21 protein-coding genes are annotated in these 20,140 nt (G+C 41.4%); 5 read left to right on the top strand and 16 right to left on the bottom strand.

Annotation, left to right across the window (positions count from 1 at the left end):
* Positions 1-21: 21 nt before the first annotated feature.
* Both EGN73_RS16725 and EGN73_RS16720 read right to left on the bottom strand, forming a co-directional pair.
* Positions 22-444 carry a DUF2141 domain-containing protein gene (locus EGN73_RS16725; RefSeq protein ID WP_219292538.1) on the bottom strand — a complete coding sequence of 141 codons (423 nt, stop codon included), beginning with the start codon at positions 442-444 and terminating at the stop codon, positions 22-24.
* Positions 441-1,514, bottom strand: coding sequence for an AMP-binding protein (locus EGN73_RS16720; RefSeq protein WP_219292537.1), 1,074 nt, complete (start codon positions 1,512-1,514; stop codon positions 441-443). The genes EGN73_RS16725 and EGN73_RS16720 overlap by 4 nt, the downstream gene beginning before the upstream one ends.
* A gap of 79 nt (positions 1,515-1,593) precedes the next feature.
* Here EGN73_RS16720 and EGN73_RS16715 point away from each other — a divergent pair, with 79 nt between their 5' ends.
* Both EGN73_RS16715 and EGN73_RS16710 read left to right on the top strand, forming a co-directional pair.
* On the top strand, positions 1,594-2,433 hold the full coding sequence (locus tag EGN73_RS16715; RefSeq protein WP_219292535.1) for a 1,4-dihydroxy-2-naphthoyl-CoA synthase: 840 nt from the start codon (positions 1,594-1,596) through the stop codon (positions 2,431-2,433).
* 149 nt (positions 2,434-2,582) lie between these two features.
* Positions 2,583-3,419: an alpha/beta hydrolase gene (locus EGN73_RS16710; protein ID WP_219292533.1), complete on the top strand. Its 837-nt coding sequence runs from the start codon at positions 2,583-2,585 to the stop codon at positions 3,417-3,419.
* Between the two features lie 39 nt (positions 3,420-3,458).
* Here EGN73_RS16710 and EGN73_RS16705 read toward each other — a convergent pair whose 3' ends face one another.
* The 6 genes from EGN73_RS16705 to EGN73_RS16680 all read right to left on the bottom strand — a co-directional run bounded on the left by EGN73_RS16705 (position 3,459) and on the right by EGN73_RS16680 (position 8,127).
* Complete coding sequence (locus EGN73_RS16705; protein WP_219292531.1) at positions 3,459-4,658, bottom strand: DEAD/DEAH box helicase; 1,200 nt, start codon at positions 4,656-4,658, stop codon at positions 3,459-3,461.
* Between the two features lie 142 nt (positions 4,659-4,800).
* A complete protein-coding gene (locus EGN73_RS16700; RefSeq protein ID WP_219292529.1) occupies positions 4,801-5,193 on the bottom strand; it encodes a VOC family protein in 393 nt (130 codons plus the stop codon).
* Positions 5,194-5,357: 164 nt separating this feature from the next.
* Positions 5,358-5,957 carry a hypothetical protein gene (locus EGN73_RS16695; protein ID WP_246611633.1) on the bottom strand — a complete coding sequence of 200 codons (600 nt, stop codon included), beginning with the start codon at positions 5,955-5,957 and terminating at the stop codon, positions 5,358-5,360.
* 150 nt (positions 5,958-6,107) lie between these two features.
* Positions 6,108-6,896 carry an SGNH/GDSL hydrolase family protein gene (locus EGN73_RS16690; RefSeq protein WP_219292527.1) on the bottom strand — a complete coding sequence of 263 codons (789 nt, stop codon included), beginning with the start codon at positions 6,894-6,896 and terminating at the stop codon, positions 6,108-6,110.
* A 21-nt stretch (positions 6,897-6,917) separates the two neighbouring features.
* Positions 6,918-7,277 carry a translation initiation factor gene (locus EGN73_RS16685; protein ID WP_219292525.1) on the bottom strand — a complete coding sequence of 120 codons (360 nt, stop codon included), beginning with the start codon at positions 7,275-7,277 and terminating at the stop codon, positions 6,918-6,920.
* A 1-nt stretch (position 7,278) separates the two neighbouring features.
* Entirely contained in the window at positions 7,279-8,127 is an 849-nt protein-coding gene (locus EGN73_RS16680) for a universal stress protein (protein WP_219292523.1), read from the bottom strand.
* 215 nt (positions 8,128-8,342) lie between these two features.
* Here EGN73_RS16680 and EGN73_RS16675 point away from each other — a divergent pair, with 215 nt between their 5' ends.
* Positions 8,343-9,560, top strand: a complete 1,218-nt coding sequence (locus EGN73_RS16675) for a hypothetical protein (RefSeq protein WP_219292521.1) — start codon at positions 8,343-8,345, stop codon at positions 9,558-9,560.
* Between the two features lie 68 nt (positions 9,561-9,628).
* Positions 9,629-13,318 carry a phosphoribosylformylglycinamidine synthase gene (purL, locus tag EGN73_RS16670; protein WP_219292519.1) on the top strand — a complete coding sequence of 1,230 codons (3,690 nt, stop codon included), beginning with the start codon at positions 9,629-9,631 and terminating at the stop codon, positions 13,316-13,318.
* On the opposite strand, the gene zupT is transcribed toward purL, so the two are convergent.
* The gene (gene zupT / locus EGN73_RS16665) at positions 13,315-14,142 is read right to left on the bottom strand and encodes a zinc transporter ZupT (RefSeq protein ID WP_219292517.1); all 828 of its coding nucleotides are present in this window, start codon (positions 14,140-14,142) and stop codon (positions 13,315-13,317) included. The two genes, purL and zupT, sit on opposite strands and share 4 nt — an antisense overlap.
* Before the next feature lie 127 nt (positions 14,143-14,269).
* Between zupT and EGN73_RS16660 the strand changes: the two genes are divergently transcribed.
* Positions 14,270-14,872, top strand: a complete 603-nt coding sequence (locus tag EGN73_RS16660) for a DJ-1/PfpI family protein (protein ID WP_219292515.1) — start codon at positions 14,270-14,272, stop codon at positions 14,870-14,872.
* A 68-nt stretch (positions 14,873-14,940) separates the two neighbouring features.
* Here the strand turns inward: EGN73_RS16660 and EGN73_RS16655 are convergent, their stop codons facing one another.
* From EGN73_RS16655 to EGN73_RS16625, 7 genes are all read right to left on the bottom strand, one after another.
* Positions 14,941-15,600, bottom strand: coding sequence for a 3-oxoacid CoA-transferase subunit B (locus EGN73_RS16655; RefSeq protein WP_219292513.1), 660 nt, complete (start codon positions 15,598-15,600; stop codon positions 14,941-14,943).
* Positions 15,601-15,915: 315 nt separating this feature from the next.
* Positions 15,916-16,614, bottom strand: coding sequence for a CoA transferase subunit A (locus tag EGN73_RS16650; RefSeq protein ID WP_219292511.1), 699 nt, complete (start codon positions 16,612-16,614; stop codon positions 15,916-15,918).
* Positions 16,615-16,630: 16 nt separating this feature from the next.
* Positions 16,631-17,563, bottom strand: a complete 933-nt coding sequence (locus EGN73_RS16645) for a bifunctional riboflavin kinase/FAD synthetase (protein WP_219292509.1) — start codon at positions 17,561-17,563, stop codon at positions 16,631-16,633.
* A complete protein-coding gene (gene truB / locus EGN73_RS16640; protein ID WP_219292507.1) occupies positions 17,550-18,233 on the bottom strand; it encodes a tRNA pseudouridine(55) synthase TruB in 684 nt (227 codons plus the stop codon). Before truB ends, EGN73_RS16645 begins: the two co-directional genes overlap by 14 nt.
* Position 18,234: 1 nt before the next feature.
* Complete coding sequence (locus EGN73_RS16635) at positions 18,235-19,029, bottom strand: undecaprenyl-diphosphate phosphatase (RefSeq protein WP_219292505.1); 795 nt, start codon at positions 19,027-19,029, stop codon at positions 18,235-18,237.
* 6 nt (positions 19,030-19,035) lie between these two features.
* Positions 19,036-19,245 (bottom strand): DUF3098 domain-containing protein, encoded by a 210-nt coding sequence (locus EGN73_RS16630; protein WP_219292503.1) that lies wholly within the window; start codon positions 19,243-19,245, stop codon positions 19,036-19,038.
* A gap of 3 nt (positions 19,246-19,248) precedes the next feature.
* Positions 19,249-20,139 (bottom strand): cell division protein FtsX, encoded by an 891-nt coding sequence (locus EGN73_RS16625; RefSeq protein WP_219292815.1) that lies wholly within the window; start codon positions 20,137-20,139, stop codon positions 19,249-19,251.
* Between the last annotated feature and the right edge of the window lies 1 nt (position 20,140).

The raw sequence follows: 20,140 nt of genomic DNA, 5'->3' as shown, positions 1-20,140 counted from the left end.
TTTTTTGACCCAAAAATAGGATTACTTTAATTTGATGGTTAATTCATTTTTATTAGTGGTTATTTTAAAGGCTGCATCCTGATATTTGGGTGGACCAAATGTACCAGAAGCATTGTTAGAAAATCCATACCCGTCACGCGGAATGCCCAGCGCATTGGTCCTCAGTTTTCCGGTATTCTGACTATCATGAAAGACGGAGAAGGCATAGGTACCTTCAGGGATGTCTTTGAATACTATTGTCGCTTTATCGCCTTTGATCGGCACAGAAGCATTTTGAAAAGCCTTGTTTACATCACTAGGAAATCCGTCTTCGGATTTGAAGAGCAATACGCGGACTACACCCTGTTCATTTTTTACATTGGTCACAGTCAATGTAAAATCAGTTGACCTGTAGGTGGGGTTACCCAAGAAGATCATGGTCAGGATAATGGCTAAAAATTTCATTTCAATAATTTTATGGTTTCAGTTCTTTTTATTTTACCCGATGCTGTGTAAACAAACTTGGGGAGAAAGATGACCTCTTTGGGTAAATGGTACCTGTTTACCACTCTTTTCATACTTTCTGTCAATCCTTCAAAGCTTACATTTGGCGATTCACCTTCTACAATCAAAATTACTTTTTGCCCCAATTTGGCATCAGGTAAAGCAGAAATGAAATAGTTTGTAGATCCAAAATGTTCAAAAACAATGCCTTGTATTTTATCTTCCACAATTTCAGGATAAACTTTTACCCCACCTGAATTGATCACAAAGTCCGCCCGGCCAAGCCAATGAAATTGACCTGGGTTCAAAATATCAACAATATCGTTGCTTTGTATGGTTCTGAAACCTGTCATGGGACCTTTTAGCCAAAGTCTACTTTGCTCATCAGTCCCTATTTCTACCCCAGGAAGGGTTTTATACAACAAAGCCTCTTCTGAGATATTTGCCAATGCAATGTGCGAGACAGTTTCAGTCATACCGAAAGTCTGAAAGGCATTGATTTGGTTTGCTTTTAATTCTTCGATCAAAGCTCCACTGCTCGGAGCACCACCTATGATCAGATTTTCGATTTGTTTGAGTTTATTGAGGCTGTTTTCTTGATCCAGGCAAGCCTGAACCTGCATAGGCACCATAGCGGCAAAAGCCAAATCCAGCGGTAACCAAGCTTCCTGAAGTGGATTGGCAACCGGTTTGATCAGGTAAATTTCAGCATCCCATTCCAATCCCCTTACAATCATCATTTTGCCAGCGATCATCCAGGTATTGAGGCAGCATAGTATCTTTGAACTATATTCAATTCTGAAATATTCCTTCGTAGCCAGTGCAGAGGCTTTCATATGTGCTCTTTGGATCTGGATGTTTTTGGGTTTACCGGTAGATCCGGAAGTACCGATTTCGAAGCTTTCTTGTCCCAAGAGCCACTGTTGTGCAAAGGTCAGAGCTTGATGAAAGTACAAGTCTCTTTCTTTCCATAGACCTTGACGGATATGTTCAAAGGTGTAAATACTGTTTTCAAAATAAATTTTACCCATGTCTGTTTTACTCTGACTTCCAAAATTCAACAAATTTAATGGAAGGCTGTTATCTTGCAGGAAAAAATAGAACATTCAAATGACGATAAACTGGAAGACCGCCAAAGAATATGAGGACATCACCTATAAAAAATGTGATGGAGTAGCAAGGATTGCATTTAACAGGCCTGAAGTAAGGAATGCATTTAGACCAAAAACTACCAGCGAACTATACGATGCATTTTATGATGCCCAGGAAGACACTTCCATTGGAGTAATACTTTTATCTGCTGAGGGTCCCTCTCCAAAAGACGGGATTTATTCGTTTTGTTCCGGAGGTGATCAAAAGGCCAGAGGACACCAAGGCTATGTAGGGGAAGATGGGATGCACAGGCTAAATATTCTGGAAGTGCAGCGTCTGATCAGATTTATGCCCAAGGTAGTGATAGCAGTAGTTCCCGGTTGGGCAGTAGGGGGAGGACACAGTCTTCACGTGGTCTGTGATCTTACCTTGGCAAGTAAAGAGCACGCTATTTTTAAGCAGACAGATGCGGATGTGACAAGTTTTGACGGTGGCTATGGATCGGCATATTTGGCCAAAATGGTAGGACAAAAAAAGGCACGTGAGATTTTCTTTTTGGGGCGGAATTATTCGGCACAGGATGCAGCGGATATGGGCATGGTCAATGCCGTAATTCCCCACGATGAGCTGGAAGATACGGCCTACCAATGGGCTCAGGAAATTCTGGAAAAATCCCCGACTTCCATCAAAATGCTAAAGTTTGCCATGAACCTTACTGATGATGGTATGGTAGGTCAGCAGGTCTTTGCTGGCGAAGCGACCAGGCTTGCTTATATGACTGAAGAGGCCAAAGAAGGTAGAAATGCTTTCCTTGAGAAGAGGAAGCCTAATTTTAAGAATATCAAATGGATACCTTGAGTTAAGTGAACTTATAGATCAAGGTGGAAGAAGCCTCTCTTCCACCTTTTATTTTTCTTATTTATCGGAATACATCATAAGCTATTCAGATTTTTAGTTTAAATTTCAAAGGATTTTTAATAGGATTATTTTTCCAAAACCACATCGAAATGTCACATCTTCAAACAGAATATGCCACCCATGATGGATTGAAATTGTTTCTTCAAGCTTGGATGCCGGAGCAGGCTAAAGCCTCAGTTTTAATCGTACATGGACTGGGTGAACACAGCAGCAGGTATGCTCATTTGGCAACCGCAATGGTTCAGAAAAACATCGCAGTTTTTACCTTTGATGGCAGAGGTCATGGCAAAAGTTCAGCGCCAAAACCCACAGCTTATATCCATGATTATTCTGACTACCTTCAAGACATTCATGCCCTTTTTGAGAAGGTCAATAATTACTTTCCTTCCATTCCCGCATTTATCTTTGGACACAGTATGGGCGGGGGATTGGTCGCCGCTTATATGTTGGAATACCAGCCAAAAACTGCAGGTGTAATCTTAAGTGCTCCCGCTCTTAAGCAAGATGAAAATGTATCAAAGGTCTTGATTAAAATGTCCGGCTTTGTGAGTGTCGTCGCGCCAAAGCTAAAAGTACTTAAGCTGGACCCTCATAAAATATCCAGAGATCCTAAAGAGGTAAGCAAATACATCGAAGATCCCTTGGTATATTCAGAAGCCATCCCTGCGCGTACAGGGTTTCAATTGTTGAGGATAATGAGGTTAATTGAATTTAAGTCAAAATCTTTCTCCTGGCCGGTTTTGCTACTTCATGGGACAGGAGACAGTTTGACCAATCCAAAAGGAACGGAGGAGTTTTTCAGGAGGATACCCTCAGAAGACAAGACCTTTCACAGGTATCCTGATTTGTACCATGAATTGGTCAATGAACCTGAGAAGGATTCCATCATTGAGGATATCCTTGAATGGATTGAAGCCAGGATTTGATTCTAATGATAAAATCAAAACTGGACTTCTCCTTTTTTGTTAATCCCGCCTTCTTTTGAAAAAGGGCTTTTTCTTTTTAGGCTTTTCTTCGGTATTATTCGAAGGTGAAGCAGTCATTGGATACGGGTGCTCGTGGACCACTGTAATTCTTTTTCCTATCAGCTTTTCTATATCCTTCAGTTCTTTGAGGGTTTCTGAATCACAAAAAGAAATCGCCAATCCGGAATTTCCGGCCCTTCCCGTCCGACCTATTCTATGGACATAAGTCTCCGGAATATTGGGTAAGTCATAGTTGAACACATTGGCCAGTTCATCAATGTCTATTCCTCTTGCCGCAATATCGGTAGCCACCAAGACCCTGATTTTTCCTTCCTTAAAATCGTTCAAAGCCTTTTGGCGGGCATTTTGACTTTTGTTGCCATGAATGGCAGCAGCCTTGATTCCCTCTCGTATCAAAAGCTTTACGATTTTGTCCGAGCCATGCTTTGTCCTACCAAAAACCAATGCTGAACCTATATTTTCTTTTTCAAGAAGGTGAGTAAGCAATTTGGCCTTTTCATTTTTGTTGGTATAGTAAAGCTTCTGGCTGATTCTGTCCACAGTGCTTGACGGAGGTGTCACTTCTACATACTTAGGCTGATGTAAAAGTGAATCGGCCAATTTTTGAATTTCCGGTGGCATAGTGGCCGAGAAAAACAATGTCTGTCTTTTCTGGGGGATTATTTTGATCAGTTTTTTGACATCATGAATAAAGCCCATATCCAGCATTCTGTCAGCTTCATCCAGCACAAAAATTTCAAGATTTCTGAGGTCTACAAATTTTTGATTGATAAGGTCCAGAAGCCTTCCAGGAGTAGCCACGAGGATATCTACACCCCTTTTCAAGGCGTTGGTCTGATGGAGTTGGGAAACACCTCCAAATATGACAGTGTGTCGGATTTTGGTAAAGCGGCCGTAAGCAGCCAGGCTTTCATCGATCTGAATGGCAAGTTCTCTGGTGGGAGTCAGAATCAAAGCCTTTATTCCTGGTCGGAACTGTTTCTTTGATGCTAGCAACTGTATGATAGGTATGGAAAATGCAGCTGTCTTTCCTGTTCCTGTCTGGGCACAGCCCAGAAGGTCATGACCATCTAGTACCAGAGGTATAGACTGTTGCTGAATAGGTGTAGGGGTAGTGTATCCTTCATGCGCTACGGCTTTGAGGATAGGTTCAATCAGAGGTAAATTAGTAAATGCCATCGGGGCAGTATAGTTTGGCTTCAAGCCGTTGTATGGACTTTGGAAGCTATAAAATGAAATATCCGGCCTACAACTTGCCGGTGCTTAGTGCAAAAACTCCCTAAAGGTAGCTTATTTTAAAATAATCATTGTCTTTATTTTTTCAAGACTCCCAAATGCCCTGCGGAACAATTTCCAATACATGTCCGAATGGGTCATCAAAATAGCAACTTTTTTGTCCTTTAGACCATTCTTGCTCGTGGGTAATTTTGATCCCTTTTTCAAGTAGTTCGGACTTGGCTTTAAGGTACTCTCTTTTGCTTACTTCCAAGGCGATATGTTGCTTTCCGTGTGCAAAATGCGGGGGAAGATTTTGTTCGTTCATCGTGGCTTCCGGAAGAAAGCACAGTAAAACCGAGCTGCCGCACCTAAAAAAAATATGTCTTCCTTCTACCTTAGAGATCACAGGCATATTGAGAATATCGTGATAAAAGTTCTCTGCTAAGTCTAGGTCTGAGATATACAGACAGGTTTCTTTAATCTGGGTATATTTCATTTTCAAAATTGTTTTGGTCAAACCAAAATGGAACTACAAATTCAGAAGCGTATGTTATAATTTAGGATTAAGAAAATAAAAATCCTAGGAGCCTCCCTAGGGACAGGTCAATGAAGTGATGACCTGCCAAAATTCTGTTTTGAGTGGTCAGTGAATCCGAATTGTTACCAATCGAGTACGAGAAGGCTTATAATACCGAAAGATATTCCTGAAATACACCCAATAATCAACTCTTGGATGCTGTGTCTTTGCGATATCAGCCTAGACCAGGAAATGGAAAGTGCTATAATGGCTAAGACTGCACCAAGTAACAGGTGCACCTGAAACACGGATAGGGCTATATAAAAAGAAATGGCAGCATGTAGTGAAGCTTTGACTTTTAGGTTGATGACAGCCATAGACACAAGCATGGAAAAGAAAACCGAGGTCTGTACCAAAACGTCTGAAGGAACTGGAAGAAAAAGGAACAGAATCAATAAAACTGTGAACAAACCTAAGGCAAATGGGTAGAAGGATTTTCGCTGCTGTTGATCGGATACATCAAAGTTTTCATATTTTCCTACCTTCATTTTATACAAGTTGTGTGCTATAATTGGTAGGGTGATCAAGAAAAAAGTCAGAGCGCTGACCCAAGTGGCGGCTTCTGTATCCATTTTATGGAAACTCATGGCAATGACATAGATATTACCCAAGACAAGAGGGTGTCCTAGAATAGAAATACCTTTTGCTAAGGCCAATTTATCCACTCGTAGATAGATGTTCATATGCTTTTAGAAGGTGAAAACCGTAGTTTTTTGTTTTTTTAAAACTAATCTAAATCCACTGGACTTCATCTGCTCGTATATCTAACCAAAACCAACATTATTTAATTACCAAAGAAAGTTTAGAATAAAGTTTAGTTTGTGGTTCACTTTTTAGACTTTAGGTGGCTCCGTTTCGGGGCCACTTTCTTTTTGAAAGGATTTCCGGATTTGTTCTGAAATCAATTGGGCAATCTCCTGATACCCTTGGTCAGAGGGGTGAATGCCATCTTCAGCGTAAAACATAGGGTCAAATGAATGCTCCAACTCTAAAAAACTTACCGTGCTGTTTTTTGAAGATATAGCTTTTGATGTCCCCGCGAGCAATTTTCGGTGCCAACCCAAAAAGAATCGCAATAAACCGGGTATAGCAGGAAATTGATGGACAGGTGGAATGAAAGGAATGACGAAATGAACGGTTCCCAATTGACTTTGTCCCAACTCAATAAAATCTTCCAATTGTTTTAAAAACTTATGGGGAGGAGTGAATTTAAAACAATCGTTAGCACCTATCATAATCACCATTATATCAAATTTCCGGGTTTTGTTGTCAAGGCCATGTTGCAGCAAGGATTTCAGTTTTTCGGCTTTGAGTCCATTTTTCCCCAGATTCATAAGAGTGAATTCCTGATCTAAAGAATTAAAAAGATTTGCCCCCAAGGAAGAACCCGGGTGGGAAGCTCCTACACCGGCAGCAGTGGATTCTCCTATGACTAAAATAGATTTGTCTTTTCGGACACCTTTCAAATTAATGTACTCGGATACGGGCTGGAGCCGGACGACTTTTTTCCTGATTTTTTTCCCCTCCAGATACAGGAAAGGAAAAAATGGAATCAATAAAATAAGCTCAATTAAATACGATAATTTGACTTTGACCATAAGACAAAAAACACCAAGCCACATTAGCTTGGTGCTTAAAATAGATTAACCTCCTGATTTTTTTGCTTTATAGCCGAGTTGGATAAGGACTTCCAGCACTTTGTCCCGGTGATCCCCCTGGATCAGAATTTCTCCATCCTTGGCAGACCCTCCTACGCCACATTTGTTTTTGAGCGTTTTTCCCAGATCTTTTAAGTCATCTTCAGTGCCCACAAAACCATCAACTAGAGTGACCTGTTTTCCCCCTCTTGATTTTTTGTCCAACATGACCTTTAGCTTTTGTTGTTGGGGCGGAGGAGTTTCTATATCATCCTCATTGCCTGCATCAAACTCAAAGTCACTACTGGTTGAATAGACTACTCCATCTCTTTTTTTCCAGTCGTTGCTTTTACTCTTTCTTCCCATATCACTTAGATTTCATGGTCCATACCGGTCTTCTGGCGGCATTTACAACATCTTCTGCTATACTTCCACTTAGCAAATGCAAGAACCCTGTTCTTCCATGAGTGGCCATGGCAATCATATCTGCATTGATGTCATCTGCGTATTCTATTATTCCTTCTTCCTCTGAGGAGCTGTTATAAACATCCATTGAGGCCACTTTAAGGCCGTATTTGGCCACAAAGTCCTGGATTTTTTTCTTGGATGTCCGTGAGTTTTCAAACATACTTGGTGTGTTGATTTTCACCAAATGGAGTTCGGCATTGATCACCAAAGAAGCAGTTTGCAGTTTTTCAACCACTTTTTCCGGAACTTCGTCAAAGTCACTGGCAAAAACCACTTTCTTGATCTGATCCGGATGGACTTCATTTTTGATGGTAATGACAGGGCATGTAGCATTTCGGACCACTTTTTCTGTATTGCTTCCGATCAGGACTTCTTCAAGGCCGGAAGAACCTTTACTTCCCATAACAACAAGGTCTGCATTTGCTTCAGTGATTTCTCTGGAAATTCCAGCGAAAGGATTTCCAAAAACAATCTTTGTATCAAACTTGAAAGGAGCATCTTTGTATTTGGCTTCCAGTTCGGCCATTTGTTGCTTGCGTTTTTCCACAAGTTCCACCATAAAGATCTGCTGTGCATCATTGGAATGGGCAGTGGCGTCACCCATACTGTTGAAACTTTGAGGCCCCGGCAATTCCACTACATGGAATAACCTCAACCTCTTTTTTGTATTGTTGGCAAGTTCTTTGGCAAAGTTGAAAGCATGTTCGGCTTCCTGTGAAAAATCGTAAGGGACTAAAATAGTTTTCATTTTTTCAGGTTTTAGTTAATGATTGGAAAATACAAAAAATCCACCAATATGCTTATTTCACCCACTTTTTTTATTTGTGGAGCTTAGCCTTTCTGCCTTTTAATATGATCGCTGTCATGTTTTTTACTGGAAATAAGAGTCTTCAGGTTTATATCTTTGTTTTTTTGATTCAATGAAAAAAACGGATATTCGTCCGATACTTTCATTCTTTTATTTTGATTTCACTACATCCATACCAGCCTGTATTTAGAGATTGTCCCCATTGTGGGGAAAATGACTTGCAGTCCGAAGGGTTTTTGTTTTCCGGAATCCATGTGATGCACACATTTTCCTGTGGGGCTTGTAATGGGAAATGGATGGAAACTATGCCTATTGGCCACACCATTGATTTTGATTTACAAGTCGATTCCTCTACTTACGAAGTGATAAAACCTTCAGCTGACTACAATTGGTTGGAAACTCAATTGGAAGAAAGTCTGAAGTCCGGAAATGTGGAGAAACTTACATTTGAGAGAAGTAAAATACATGATGTCAAAAAAGCAGTAATCATCAATTGTCTGGATAATTGTTTTGGGCATGTATTCACCAAACTTTGGAATGCCTGTATCGAATATGATGGATATGCCATAATTGTACTGATTCCCAAACAATGTCGTTGGCTAGTTCCCGGTTTAGTGGCGGAAGTTTGGACTGTTGATATTCCGGTTTCATCCATTCAGCCAGTGATGCCGGGATTACATGAAGAGATAAAAAAGGCCATTTCTGATTTTGAGGAGGTGGTTTTGCATCCTGCATATGTGCATTTGGATCATTTGAAAGTTCCCCTTCAAAAATTGGTGAAAATTCCAAGATTTGATTTGAAGGAGTTTTCAAATAGAAGTCCAAGAATTGGTTTTGTGCTGAGAGAAGACAGGTTTTGGCTGGATTCGGACATGCTTGAAAAAGCCTATTTGGCATGTAGAAAATTCAAAGTACTTGGAAGATTCAGGTTCGTTTTTTTGTGGAGGCAAAAACTTCTTGTTGAAAGATTTTATAAAATAATTTCTAAGGAAATTCCAGATGTGGAAATGTATGTTTCCGGGCTTGGCAATACAGGAAAGTTTATTCCCGAAATCGAAGACCTTAGGGTGGATGACATCCATAGCGAATCCGAGATAGAAAGAAATAGTATATATGGGAAGACGCATTTGATATTGGGAATTCATGGTTCCCACCTTTTGGTACCCAGTGCATTGGCCGCTGGCTATGTCAACATCAACCCGAGGTACAAAACAGCTCATTGGATAGAAGATACCGTCCTGCCTTACAAGAACAGGATGCAGCAATTTTTGGGAAGAAAGTTGGACCAAAAGACAAGTCCTGCCTTGCTGGCCCACCATGTTATCCGGATTTTAAGCGATTTTCCATATGTGTACAGAAGGCTGAATGAATAATTACTTTAATCTTTTGCCTCAAATACTTACCTTTGCTCCTTCTCAAAAAAGGCTTCAAAAAACAGCACATGATCCTCTTTTTCCAATCCCCCAAAGACCTGATTTATGCAGTTCAGGCAAAACACCCATTAAATTCCCAAGATATCGATAAACTGACCTGGCTCTTTGGTGAGGCTACTCAGCTTCAGAGTAAAGAAGTGGAAGGTAAGTTTGCCGGACCCAGAAAAGAAATGATTACTCCATGGTCCACCAATGCGGTTGAAATCACCGTCAACATGGGCATTGAAGGTATTATAAGGATAGAGGAATATTTCCCGCTAAAGGAAGGGGATAATATTGACCCCATGCTCCAAAAGGAATACCATGGACTCAATCAGGAAATATTTGACATTCACCTAGAGCCTGAGGATATCATTGAAGTAAAAGATATCAAGTCCTACAGTGAAAAAGAAGGGCTTGCACTCAGTGATGAAGAAATCACTTACTTAGAAGGTGTCAGCAAGCAGTTGGAAAGACCTTTGACAGATTCTGAAGTTTTTGGATTCAGTCAGGTCAATTCCGAACATTGCCGCCACAAGATATTCAATGGGACTTTTATCATAGACGGGGTTGAAAAGGAAAAGACCCTTTTTCAACTGATCAAAGAAACTTCCAAGCGAAACCCCAACAAGATCGTTTCTGCTTACAAAGATAATGTGGCGTTTGTGGATGGTCCAAAAGCGCAACAATTTGCCCCCAAGACACAGGACAAAGCTGACTTTTTTGAGACAGAAACCATTGACACGGTCCTTTCTCTCAAGGCCGAAACCCACAATTTTCCAACAACCGTGGAACCGTTCAACGGTGCAGCAACAGGGTCAGGTGGAGAAATCAGAGATAGATTGGCAGGTGGTACTGCGTCCATTCCTCTTGCCGGTACGGCAGTATACATGACTTCTTATCCCCGTTCGGAAAAAAACAGGAGCTGGGAAAAAAACCTCGAAGAGCGAAAATGGCTTTACCAGACCCCGATGGATATTCTGATCAAAGCTTCCAACGGAGCTTCTGATTTTGGAAATAAATTCGGTCAGCCCCTGATCTGTGGGTCGGTACTTACTTTTGAGCATGAGGAGAATGAAAAATCCCATGGATTTGACAAGGTCATTATGCTGGCTGGAGGGATAGGATTTACAAGAAAGGAATATGCCAAAAAGAATGAGCCGGGCAAGGGCGATAAAATTATCGTCATGGGTGGTGACAATTACCGCATTGGTATGGGAGGAGGAGCAGTTTCTTCCGTCAATACGGGTGAATTCAGCAATGCTATTGAGTTGAATGCCATTCAAAGGTCCAATCCGGAGATGCAGAAGCGTGTGGCCAATGTGATCCGTGCCATGGCTGAAAGCAAGGATAACCCGATCATTTCGATTCATGACCATGGTGCTGGAGGACACCTCAATTGTCTTTCTGAACTGGTGGAAACAACCGGAGGTACGATCCATATTGACAAGCTTCCTGTAGGAGATCCTACCTTGTCCCATAAGGAGATCATCGGAAACGAATCTCAGGAAAGAATGGGATTGGTAGTCCATGAAAAAGACGTAGAAATACTAAAGAAAATATCCGATAGGGAAAGGGCTCCTTTTTATGTAGTTGGAGAAACTACCGGTGACATGCACTTTAAATTCGAGCATGGCCCGACTGGTGCCAAACCTGTAGATTGGAACCTGGCCAATATGTTTGGAAGTAGTCCTAAGACAGTTTTGGAGGACAAAACCTCCCAATCTAACTATTCAGAACCGGAGTATTCAGCCGAACAACTGAAGGGTTACATTTCTGATGTGCTGCAGCTGGAAGCTGTGGCCTGTAAGGACTGGTTGACCAATAAGGTAGACAGGTCGGTAACGGGAAGGGTAGCGACACAGCAGACTACGGGTGAGATCCAATTGCCTCTTAATAATGTGGCTGTGATGGCCTTGGATTTCAATGCGGACAAAGGCATTGCAACTTCTATAGGACATGCCCCGGTAGCTGCTTTGGCTAATCCCGAAGCAGGATCCCGTTTGGCGATTGCGGAAGCCTTGACCAATCTTGTTTGGGCGCCTATTACGGATGGTTTGTCAGGGGTGTCCTTGAGTGCCAACTGGATGTGGCCAGCCAAAAATGAAGGTGAAAATGACAGGTTATACAGGGCTGTAGAAGCGGTTTCTGAATTTGCTATTGAACTTGGTCTGAATATTCCTACCGGTAAAGACTCCCTGTCCATGACACAGAAATATCCAGGTGGAAAGACCGTTTATTCTCCGGGGACAGTAATCATCTCTTCGGTTGGGGAGTGTTCTGACCCAAAAGCTACGATATCTCCTGATCTAAAGCCTGTAGAAGGCTCTAAGGTTTACTTCATAGATTTTTCAAAGGACTCACCCAAACTGGGAGGTTCAAGTTTTGCCCAAATGCTCAACAAAGTAGGGCAGGAGGTACCGGATGTAAAGGATGCTTACTATTTTTCCCAAGCATTTATGGTTGTTCAAAAACTGATCGAAAAAGGTGAACTATTGGCCGGACACGACATTGGTTCAGGGGGCTTGATCACTTCTCTTTTAGAAATGTGTTTTCCATCCGAAAGTGTAGGTTTAAAAGTCAAATTGGACAGATTGGCTGAAGGGGATTATGTCAAGTCACTTTTTGCAGAAAACCCGGGGGTTTTGATCCAGGTGAGCAATCCTGAAAGGACTAGAGCAGTATTGGCCAATTATGGCATTTCTTATGTTTCCATTGCAGATGTGACCTTGGATGGAAAGGTTAATATGGATCAGATATCCTTGGAACTGGATGTGTTGGAAATGAGAGATACTTGGTTTAAATCTTCGTATTTGTTGGACAAAAAGCAATCGGGAGATAAACTGGCTTTGGAAAGGTTCTCCAATTACAAAAACCAAAAACTCATTTACAAATTCGGGGAGGACTGGAAAGGAACTTTTGATTCCTTTGGTTTGAATCCCTTTAGAAAAGAGCCATCCGGTAAAAAGGCAGCTATCATCCGTGAAAAAGGTGTCAATGGGGATAGAGAAATGGCCTATTCACTTTGGTTGGCAGGATTTGATGTCAAGGATGTCCACATGACTGACCTGATTTCCGGCAGGGAAAATCTGGAAGATATTCAGATGATCGTTTTTGTTGGAGGTTTTTCCAATTCAGATGTTTTGGGGTCTGCCAAAGGGTGGGCTGGTGCTTTTCTTTACAATGAAAAGGCCAAACAGGCTTTGGATAATTTTTATGCCCGTAAAGACACTTTGAGTTTAGGTGTTTGCAACGGTTGTCAACTGATGGTGGAGTTAGGTTTGGTTACAACAGATCATGACCAAAAGCCCAAGATGCTGCACAATGAAAGTCACAAGTTTGAGTCTGCATTTGTCAATGTAGATATACCTGAAAACGATACGGTGATGTTCGGTAGCTTATCCGGCCAAAGACTTGGCGTTTGGGTGGCACATGGAGAAGGAAAGTTTTCCTTGCCTAAAGAGAAAAGTACATATCATATTGGGATGACTTATTCCTATCAAGGCTATCCGGGTAATCCAAATGGATCGGATTATTCAGTAGCTGGAATTGCATCATCAGATGGCAGACATTTAGCCATCATGCCCCACATTGAAAGGTCATTGAAGCCATGGAACTGGCCTTATTATCCAGCAGAAAGGGCCAATGAAGAAATCAGCCCATGGATGGAAGCTTTTGTAAATGCTTATAGGTGGGTTGCAGATAAGCAAGGGAGTTAAGCCAACAAAGCAATACTTATTCCCATAATTCCGAAACCGGCTATGAGTCCCCATTTACTGTGTGTTTCATGGCCGGTTTTGTATGCTTGGGGCAGTAGCTCAAAGAATGCCACATACACCATTATACTGGCTACAAAAACATTGACTACGTCAAAAACATCAGGATCAGCATTTTCGAAAAATAAGAAATACGCGATACCTGCGCCAATAGGTTCAGAGAGTCCTGCTGCTAATGTAACCAAAAGTGCTTTTTTCTTGCTCTTGGTGGCATGATAGATGGGCAGGGCAACTGCCAGTCCTTCGGGAATATTGTGAATGGCGATAGCTATGGCAATTCCAATCCCCAGATTGACATCCTGAATGGTGGTCAAAAAAGTCACCAAGCCTTCCGGTAAATTATGTACGGCCAGAGCGATGGCTGTTATAATTCCTGTTTTATAAAGACTTTTTGCTTTTTTGTCATCCAGTTCTTTGGCTCCGATTTCGGCAAGGTTTTCCTTGGAAATATTGAACCGGTCAGCAATCCAAGAAATGAGAACCCCCAAAAGACCTATGATGACCAAACCTCCGATAAAATAGAGCGTCACTCTTAAGTAAGCTTCTGATTCCTCCTCATAATTGTCCTTGAAGGTTTCCAATGCTCCAAAAATCAGCTCAACAAATGAAATGTATATCATCGCCCCAGCGGCCAGACCAAGTCCAAAAGCCAGGTATTTGCTTTTTCTTGCATGCTTGCTAAAGGCAGCCAAACCTCCAATACCGGTAGAAAGGCCCGCCATGGTAGTCAACAAAAAAGCGTATAATAGATTATCGTCCAGTTCCATCAATTTTCAAAAATCCTTTCAAAATAGTATATAATTTTATGACAGCCTAATTTATTCTTAAAGTCAATTATTCATTTAATTTAGGGACTGGAAAGAATGAAAAGGCAATATCCTGATATCAAAAATTATGGCAGAAAAGAAGATTGAAGTCCTGATACTACTGTTTGATGAGGTAGAGGTTCTGGATTTTGCAGGACCATTTGAGGTGTTTTCAGTTGCAAACGAGTTGTCCGGCTATCAACTGATGAACATCACAACAGTAAGTAAAAATGGTGAGGTAATCCATGCCAAAAACGGTTTGAAGGTAATTCCCGATATTGATTTAGGGCAAATCCAATCTGTCGATATCCTTGTTATTCCAGGAGGAGACGGTAGCAAAAACGTGATAAATGACAGTTGGATGATGAGTTGCATAAATAAACTCATTCCCAACACCCAAGTAACCATGTCAGTCTGTAGTGGTGCGCGGATTTTGGCCAAATTGGGGTATCTTGATGACAAAGCCTTTACCACCCATCAATCCGTTTTTGAGGATGTGATGGACTTGGCAAAAAATTCCACTCCCAAAAGGGATGAAAGGTTTGTAGACTTGGGTAAAATAAAAACCGCAGCCGGAGTTGCTGCGGGTATAGATTTGTCACTATATGTTATCCAAGGACTTTTTGGGCAAGAGTGTATGAAAAATACTGCCGGGTATATGGAATATGAGATAAATTCTATTATTAAATGATAATGCCTTTATGATGATGTTACCGCGAATATATTTAGTAAATGGAAGGCCCAAACTTTCAAACCCAATTAATCAAAAACCATTTCGGGAATTTCTCCTTCCACGACCAAACGACCTTCTGTTTTTTGCTTGATTTCTTCTACACTCACTCCTGGGGCGCGCTCAAGCAATTTGAATCCTCCTTCAGGTAAGACTTCCAGTACTGCAAGGTCAGTGACAATCTTTTTGACACAACGGATTCCAGTGATAGGAAGGCTACAGTTTTTCAGTAATTTGGGCTGACCATCTTTACTGCAATGCTGCATGGCCACAATGATGTTTTCTGCCGAGGCTACCAAATCCATAGCTCCTCCCATACCTTTTACCATTTTGCCAGGAATCTTCCAATTGGCGATGTCACCTGTTTCAGAAACTTCCATGGCCCCTAAGATCGTCAGGTGAACATGTCCTCCTCTTATCATGGAGAAGGATTCCGCGGAACTGAACAATGCTGAACCTTTAACCATGGTAATGGTCTGCTTCCCTGCATTTATCAGATCCGGATCGATTTTATCTTCCGTAGGAAATGGACCAATACCCAATAATCCGTTTTCGGATTGGAGGACCACTTCCAGATCATCAGGAATGTAGTTGGCCACTAATGTGGGAATACCGATCCCTAAATTTATATACTGTCCATTCTGGACCTCTTTGGCTATTCTTTGGGCTATTTGATCTTTATTTAACATGTCTTTAAGTTGTTTTGGGGTTTATATAACTATGCTTGAAATACAGTAGAAATAAGGTTGAAATACAATTGAAATACAGTAGAAATACGATTGAAACTGGAGCTTTAGCGGAAGTCCCGAGAGCGAAGCGATTCGGGATAAAGTAGAAATAAGGTTGAAACACAATTGAAATACAGTAGAAATATATTTGAAATATGGAGATGAAATCAAGGCTTATTCCTCCAAATCCGGCCTGACCTAGAAATCTATATCACCAAAGGCATATTTCTATTTATTTCACGAAGTATATTTCTACTATATATCACTAAGTATATGTCATTTCTTAGAAACCGTCCTTTGTTCTATCCTTTTCTCATAATCTACGCCCTGAAAAATCCTTTGGACATATATTCCCGGTGTGTGGATGGAATTGGGGTCCAATTCACCGGCGGGGACCAATTCTTCTACCTCAGCGATGGTGATTTTTCCGGCTGCCGCCATCATAGGGTTGAAGTTTCGGGCAGTTCCTTTGAAAACCAAATTACCTGCGGTATCTCCTTTCCAGGCTTTCACAAATGCGAAGTCTGCTTTCAACCATCTTTCCAGCAAATACAATTTACCGTCAAATTCCCTGATTTCTTTTCCATCGGCTACTTCCGTGCCTACACCTGCTGGTGTGAAAAATGCCGGAATTCCTGCGCCTCCTGCCCGGACTCTTTCGGCTAATGTTCCCTGTGGAATAAGCTCCACTTCCAATTCACCACTCAGCAACTGTCTTTCAAACTCCGCATTTTCTCCCACATAGGAAGAAATCATTTTCTTGACCATTTTCTTTTGAAGCATCAGTCCAATTCCGAAATCATCCACACCGGCATTGTTGGAAATGCAGGTCAGTCCATTGAGATCTTTCTCTAAAAGTGCTTTGATGCAATTTTCCGGAATACCGCTAAGACCGAATCCTCCGAACATCAATACCATATCTGAGCTGACGTCTTGTACTGCTTCTCGGGCATTTGCTACTGTTTTATTGATCATTTTTTTGAGCTTTAAGTTATTTTTGGGTTAAGATGCGCTGTGCATCTTCTTTGTCTTTTGCCAGTTGGTATTTTAAGGCCTCCAATCCAGCGAATTTTTTTTCAGGTCGGAGGTAGGATTTGAAATGTACACAGACTCTCTTATCATATAGATCTCCGTCAAAGTCAAACAAATTCACTTCAATGGTTTGGCTTTCTCCATTCACGGTAGGCCGCATTCCAATGTTCAGCATACCATTATACCTGCTGCCCTCTACATACACCGTGACGGCATATGCTCCGTTACAAGGTATTAGTTTATAGTCATGGGGTACATGAATGTTGGCTGTAGGGAAACCTATGGACCTGCCAAGTTGCTGGCCTTTGATAATAATTCCGTTGATTTCATAATCCCTGCCCAGGTATTCATTTGCGATCTGTACATTCCCCTCTTCCAGGGCCTTTCGGATTTTGGTACTAGAAACCCCTACATCATCAACATCTTCTCTGGAAATCTCCTCCAAGTCAAAATTAAACTTGTGTTTGTTTTCTTTGAGATACGCAAAGCTGCCTTCTCTGTTTTTACCAAACCTATGATCATATCCTATGACCAATTTACGGGTTTGAATGGTATCAATGATGATTTTTTGGATGAATTCACCTGAACTGAGGTTCGAAAATTCTTTCGTAAAGGGAATGGTCAATAAATGATCTATTCCAAAATTCTTTAGCAACCTGGATTTTTCTTCAAAGGTAGAGAGTAATTTGAGCTTGTGCTCATTGGGGTAAAGGACCATTCTGGGATGTGGCCAAAAAGTAATCAAAACGGTCTCTCCTCCGATTTCCTTCGCAATGTTTGAAAGTCTTTGTAGGATCTTTTGATGACCAAGATGTACACCGTCAAAAGTTCCGCTTGTCACCACCGCGTTGGATACTTTTTCAAAATGGTCTACACCTTCATATATTTTCATCCTTTCTTGCTTTGATTTTTTCTATTAATTGGCCTAAGTCTTCAGCTTGGTCAAGGGCATAGGAGCCGATTCTTGTCCTGCATAAGGAAGACATGTATGCACCTACTTGCAATATTTCACCGAGATCTCTAGCCAAACTCCTGATATAGGTACCCTTAGAACATACAATTCTAAAATGTACTGTAGGGTTTTCAAATTTAGTGACTTCAAAAACGGAAACAGTGACTGGTCTAGGTTCCATTTTAACTTCCTTACCTTTTCTGGCAGACTCATAGACCCGCTTTCCATCCACTTTTATAGCCGAGTGCATGGGCGGTATTTGTAAAATATCACCGGTAAGCTGTGCGACGGCAGCCTTCACTTGATCCAAACTCAAGTGAGAAGGATCTGCTATTTCTTCTACAGGCTTTTCCAGATCAAAACTTTCGGTGGTTTTCCCAAGCTCAAAAGTTCCTGTATACTCCTTTTCCTGACCCATAAAGGTCTCTATGGATTTGGTTTTTTTGCCTGCGCATACAATTAATAGTCCTGTAGCCAATGGGTCCAGCGTGCCTGCATGTCCGACCTTTTTGATTTTCAAGACATTTCTCACCTTTTTGACTACATCAAAAGAAGTCCATTCCAAGGGCTTATTGATCAAAAAAACTTCTCCGTAGGGTTCTTCCTGCATACTACAAATATAATCCAGCGAAAATGGCAATCAAGCCCACTATGCTGCAATATATGGCAAAGTAGGTAAGCTTGCTTCTCCTTACCAAAGCAATCATCCACGTACAGGCAAAATACCCTGATACAAATGCTGCCAAAAAGCCGAAAGTCAAGTAGCCAAAACTTTCACTGCTGTACGTCAAGGCGCCATCAAGTATGTCTTTCGCAATTTTACCAAAAATCAAAGGGACTACCATCAAGAATGAAAATCTCGCAGCCTTTGTCTTGTCTATACCCAAAAGCACAGAGGCAGAAATGGTAGCTCCAGACCGGGATATTCCGGGTAGCATCGCTACTGCCTGGGCCAAACCTACCAAAACGGCATTAGGAAAGCTGACAGGCTTTTCTGTGTTTTTGGCTTTGTCCGCAAGAAAAAGCAAAAGTGCCGTTACCAAGAGCATAAATCCTACAAATACCACTTGGCCTCCAAAAAACTGCTCCAATTGTTCTTCGAAAAACAAACCTACTATGACAGCTGGAATCATCGAAAGGACGATTTTCGCAGCAAATTGGGTCTCTTCATTCCACTTGAATTTAAGAATCCCTTCGATCAGCTCTGCAATGTCTTTTCTGAAAACCAGCAAAGTAGCCAATGCCGTAGCAAAATGCAGCACCACAGTAAACATCATACTCTCTTCCGGGATTTTTTCGTCACCCAATAATGCAGAAGCAAGCTCTAGGTGTCCACTTGATGACACAGGCAAAAATTCGGTCAAACCTTGGATAATGCCAAGGATGATCGCATCAATTATTTCCATGAATTGTTATTTTTTTTCTGACTTGTGGAAAATGGCATAAAACTGAAAAATGAATCCGGCCAATGTGATAATCGGCCCCAAAACAGTGCCTAAGAACCCAAATCCATGAGGCTCTTTGTCAAGACCTATGATGGTAAAGCCGAGGATTATGATACCCAAACCTATGAGCATCAGTATGTAGTTCTTTTTGGTAAATGCAAAATGTGGATTTGTCATGGTTTAGTATAATTCGTCCAAAGACATGTTTAAATATTTATTAACGGCCTGTAGGGTACTCAATACAGACAATAGGGCTCCAATGATTACCAATGCTCCAAAGAGATAATATAGTAAAGTATAATCCTGAAGCATGGCAAAGCCATCTATGTTGGCCTTGGTGTATTCAATTATTCCCATCAACAATCCGGAGGCGATGATACCTGCAAGTATCCCAAATGCCAATGCCCTGCCCAGAAAAGGTTTTCGGATGAATCCTCGTGTAGCCCCTACCAGCTGCATACTTCTGATCAGAAACCTTTGTGAAAATAAAGCCAGTTTGATCGTATTGTTGATCAGCATCACTACGGTAAAGATCAGGATGAGTATGAATCCTCCCATCACCAATGCTACCTTCGTTAGGTTTTGGTTGATGGATTCTACCAGATCGGCCATGTAAGTAACTTCAAACACTCCATCTATCAGCTGGATTTCCTCCACCAGCTCTTCAATCTGTTCGGCAGTTTGATATTCCTCTGCTATGGCAATGGTGTAGCTGTCTCTCAATGGGTTGTCATCTAGGAATTTTGTAAAATCTTCTCCTGTATCTTCCAAAAAAGAGGCTGCTGCTTCATCTTGGGAGATAAATGTGATGGAGGGTTCTTCGTCCTTTTGCAATACGTAAGGTTTGTTCTTTAGAGAAGTCCCAATTCTGTTGATATCCTGTTCGCTCAAACCCTTATTGAGAAAAACCTGCACTTCTATATTTTCACGGATTATGGTGGTCAAGGTCTTTGCCTGAATGACAATTACCCCAAAAAGCCCTACTATAAAGAGTGAAAGCGTGGTGCTGAAAAGTACGGAGACAAATTTAAACCTTCCTAATCTGGTTTTCTTTCTTGGATTTACCCTCATA

It is taken from the genome of Arthrospiribacter ruber (genome assembly GCF_019343195.1).
GTDB classification, from domain to species: Bacteria; Bacteroidota; Bacteroidia; order Cytophagales; family Cyclobacteriaceae; genus Arthrospiribacter; species Arthrospiribacter ruber.
Note: the sequence above shows the minus strand (reverse complement) of the source record. Positions and strands in the feature narration are given on the sequence as shown.

Coding starts and splice junctions, on each gene's coding strand:
- EGN73_RS16700 (WP_219292529.1), bottom strand. CDS start 5,193: ATGAAATATACCCAGATTAAAGAAACCTGTCTGTATATCTCAGACCTA.
- EGN73_RS16650 (WP_219292511.1), bottom strand. CDS start 16,614: ATGATCAATAAAACAGTAGCAAATGCCCGAGAAGCAGTACAAGACGTC.
- truB (WP_219292507.1), bottom strand. CDS start 18,233: ATGCAGGAAGAACCCTACGGAGAAGTTTTTTTGATCAATAAGCCCTTG.
- purL (WP_219292519.1), top strand. CDS start 9,629: ATGATCCTCTTTTTCCAATCCCCCAAAGACCTGATTTATGCAGTTCAG.
- EGN73_RS16660 (WP_219292515.1), top strand. CDS start 14,270: ATGGCAGAAAAGAAGATTGAAGTCCTGATACTACTGTTTGATGAGGTA.
- EGN73_RS16645 (WP_219292509.1), bottom strand. CDS start 17,563: ATGAAAATATATGAAGGTGTAGACCATTTTGAAAAAGTATCCAACGCG.
- EGN73_RS16655 (WP_219292513.1), bottom strand. CDS start 15,600: ATGTTAAATAAAGATCAAATAGCCCAAAGAATAGCCAAAGAGGTCCAG.
- EGN73_RS16630 (WP_219292503.1), bottom strand. CDS start 19,245: ATGACAAATCCACATTTTGCATTTACCAAAAAGAACTACATACTGATG.
- zupT (WP_219292517.1), bottom strand. CDS start 14,142: ATGGAACTGGACGATAATCTATTATACGCTTTTTTGTTGACTACCATG.
- EGN73_RS16685 (WP_219292525.1), bottom strand. CDS start 7,277: ATGGGAAGAAAGAGTAAAAGCAACGACTGGAAAAAAAGAGATGGAGTA.
- EGN73_RS16715 (WP_219292535.1), top strand. CDS start 1,594: ATGACGATAAACTGGAAGACCGCCAAAGAATATGAGGACATCACCTAT.
- EGN73_RS16690 (WP_219292527.1), bottom strand. CDS start 6,896: ATGTGGCTTGGTGTTTTTTGTCTTATGGTCAAAGTCAAATTATCGTAT.
- EGN73_RS16710 (WP_219292533.1), top strand. CDS start 2,583: ATGTCACATCTTCAAACAGAATATGCCACCCATGATGGATTGAAATTG.
- EGN73_RS16625 (WP_219292815.1), bottom strand. CDS start 20,139: ATGAGGGTAAATCCAAGAAAGAAAACCAGATTAGGAAGGTTTAAATTT.
- EGN73_RS16695 (WP_246611633.1), bottom strand. CDS start 5,957: ATGAACATCTATCTACGAGTGGATAAATTGGCCTTAGCAAAAGGTATT.
- EGN73_RS16725 (WP_219292538.1), bottom strand. CDS start 444: ATGAAATTTTTAGCCATTATCCTGACCATGATCTTCTTGGGTAACCCC.
- EGN73_RS16635 (WP_219292505.1), bottom strand. CDS start 19,029: ATGGAAATAATTGATGCGATCATCCTTGGCATTATCCAAGGTTTGACC.
- EGN73_RS16680 (WP_219292523.1), bottom strand. CDS start 8,127: ATGAAAACTATTTTAGTCCCTTACGATTTTTCACAGGAAGCCGAACAT.
- EGN73_RS16720 (WP_219292537.1), bottom strand. CDS start 1,514: ATGGGTAAAATTTATTTTGAAAACAGTATTTACACCTTTGAACATATC.
- EGN73_RS16705 (WP_219292531.1), bottom strand. CDS start 4,658: ATGGCATTTACTAATTTACCTCTGATTGAACCTATCCTCAAAGCCGTA.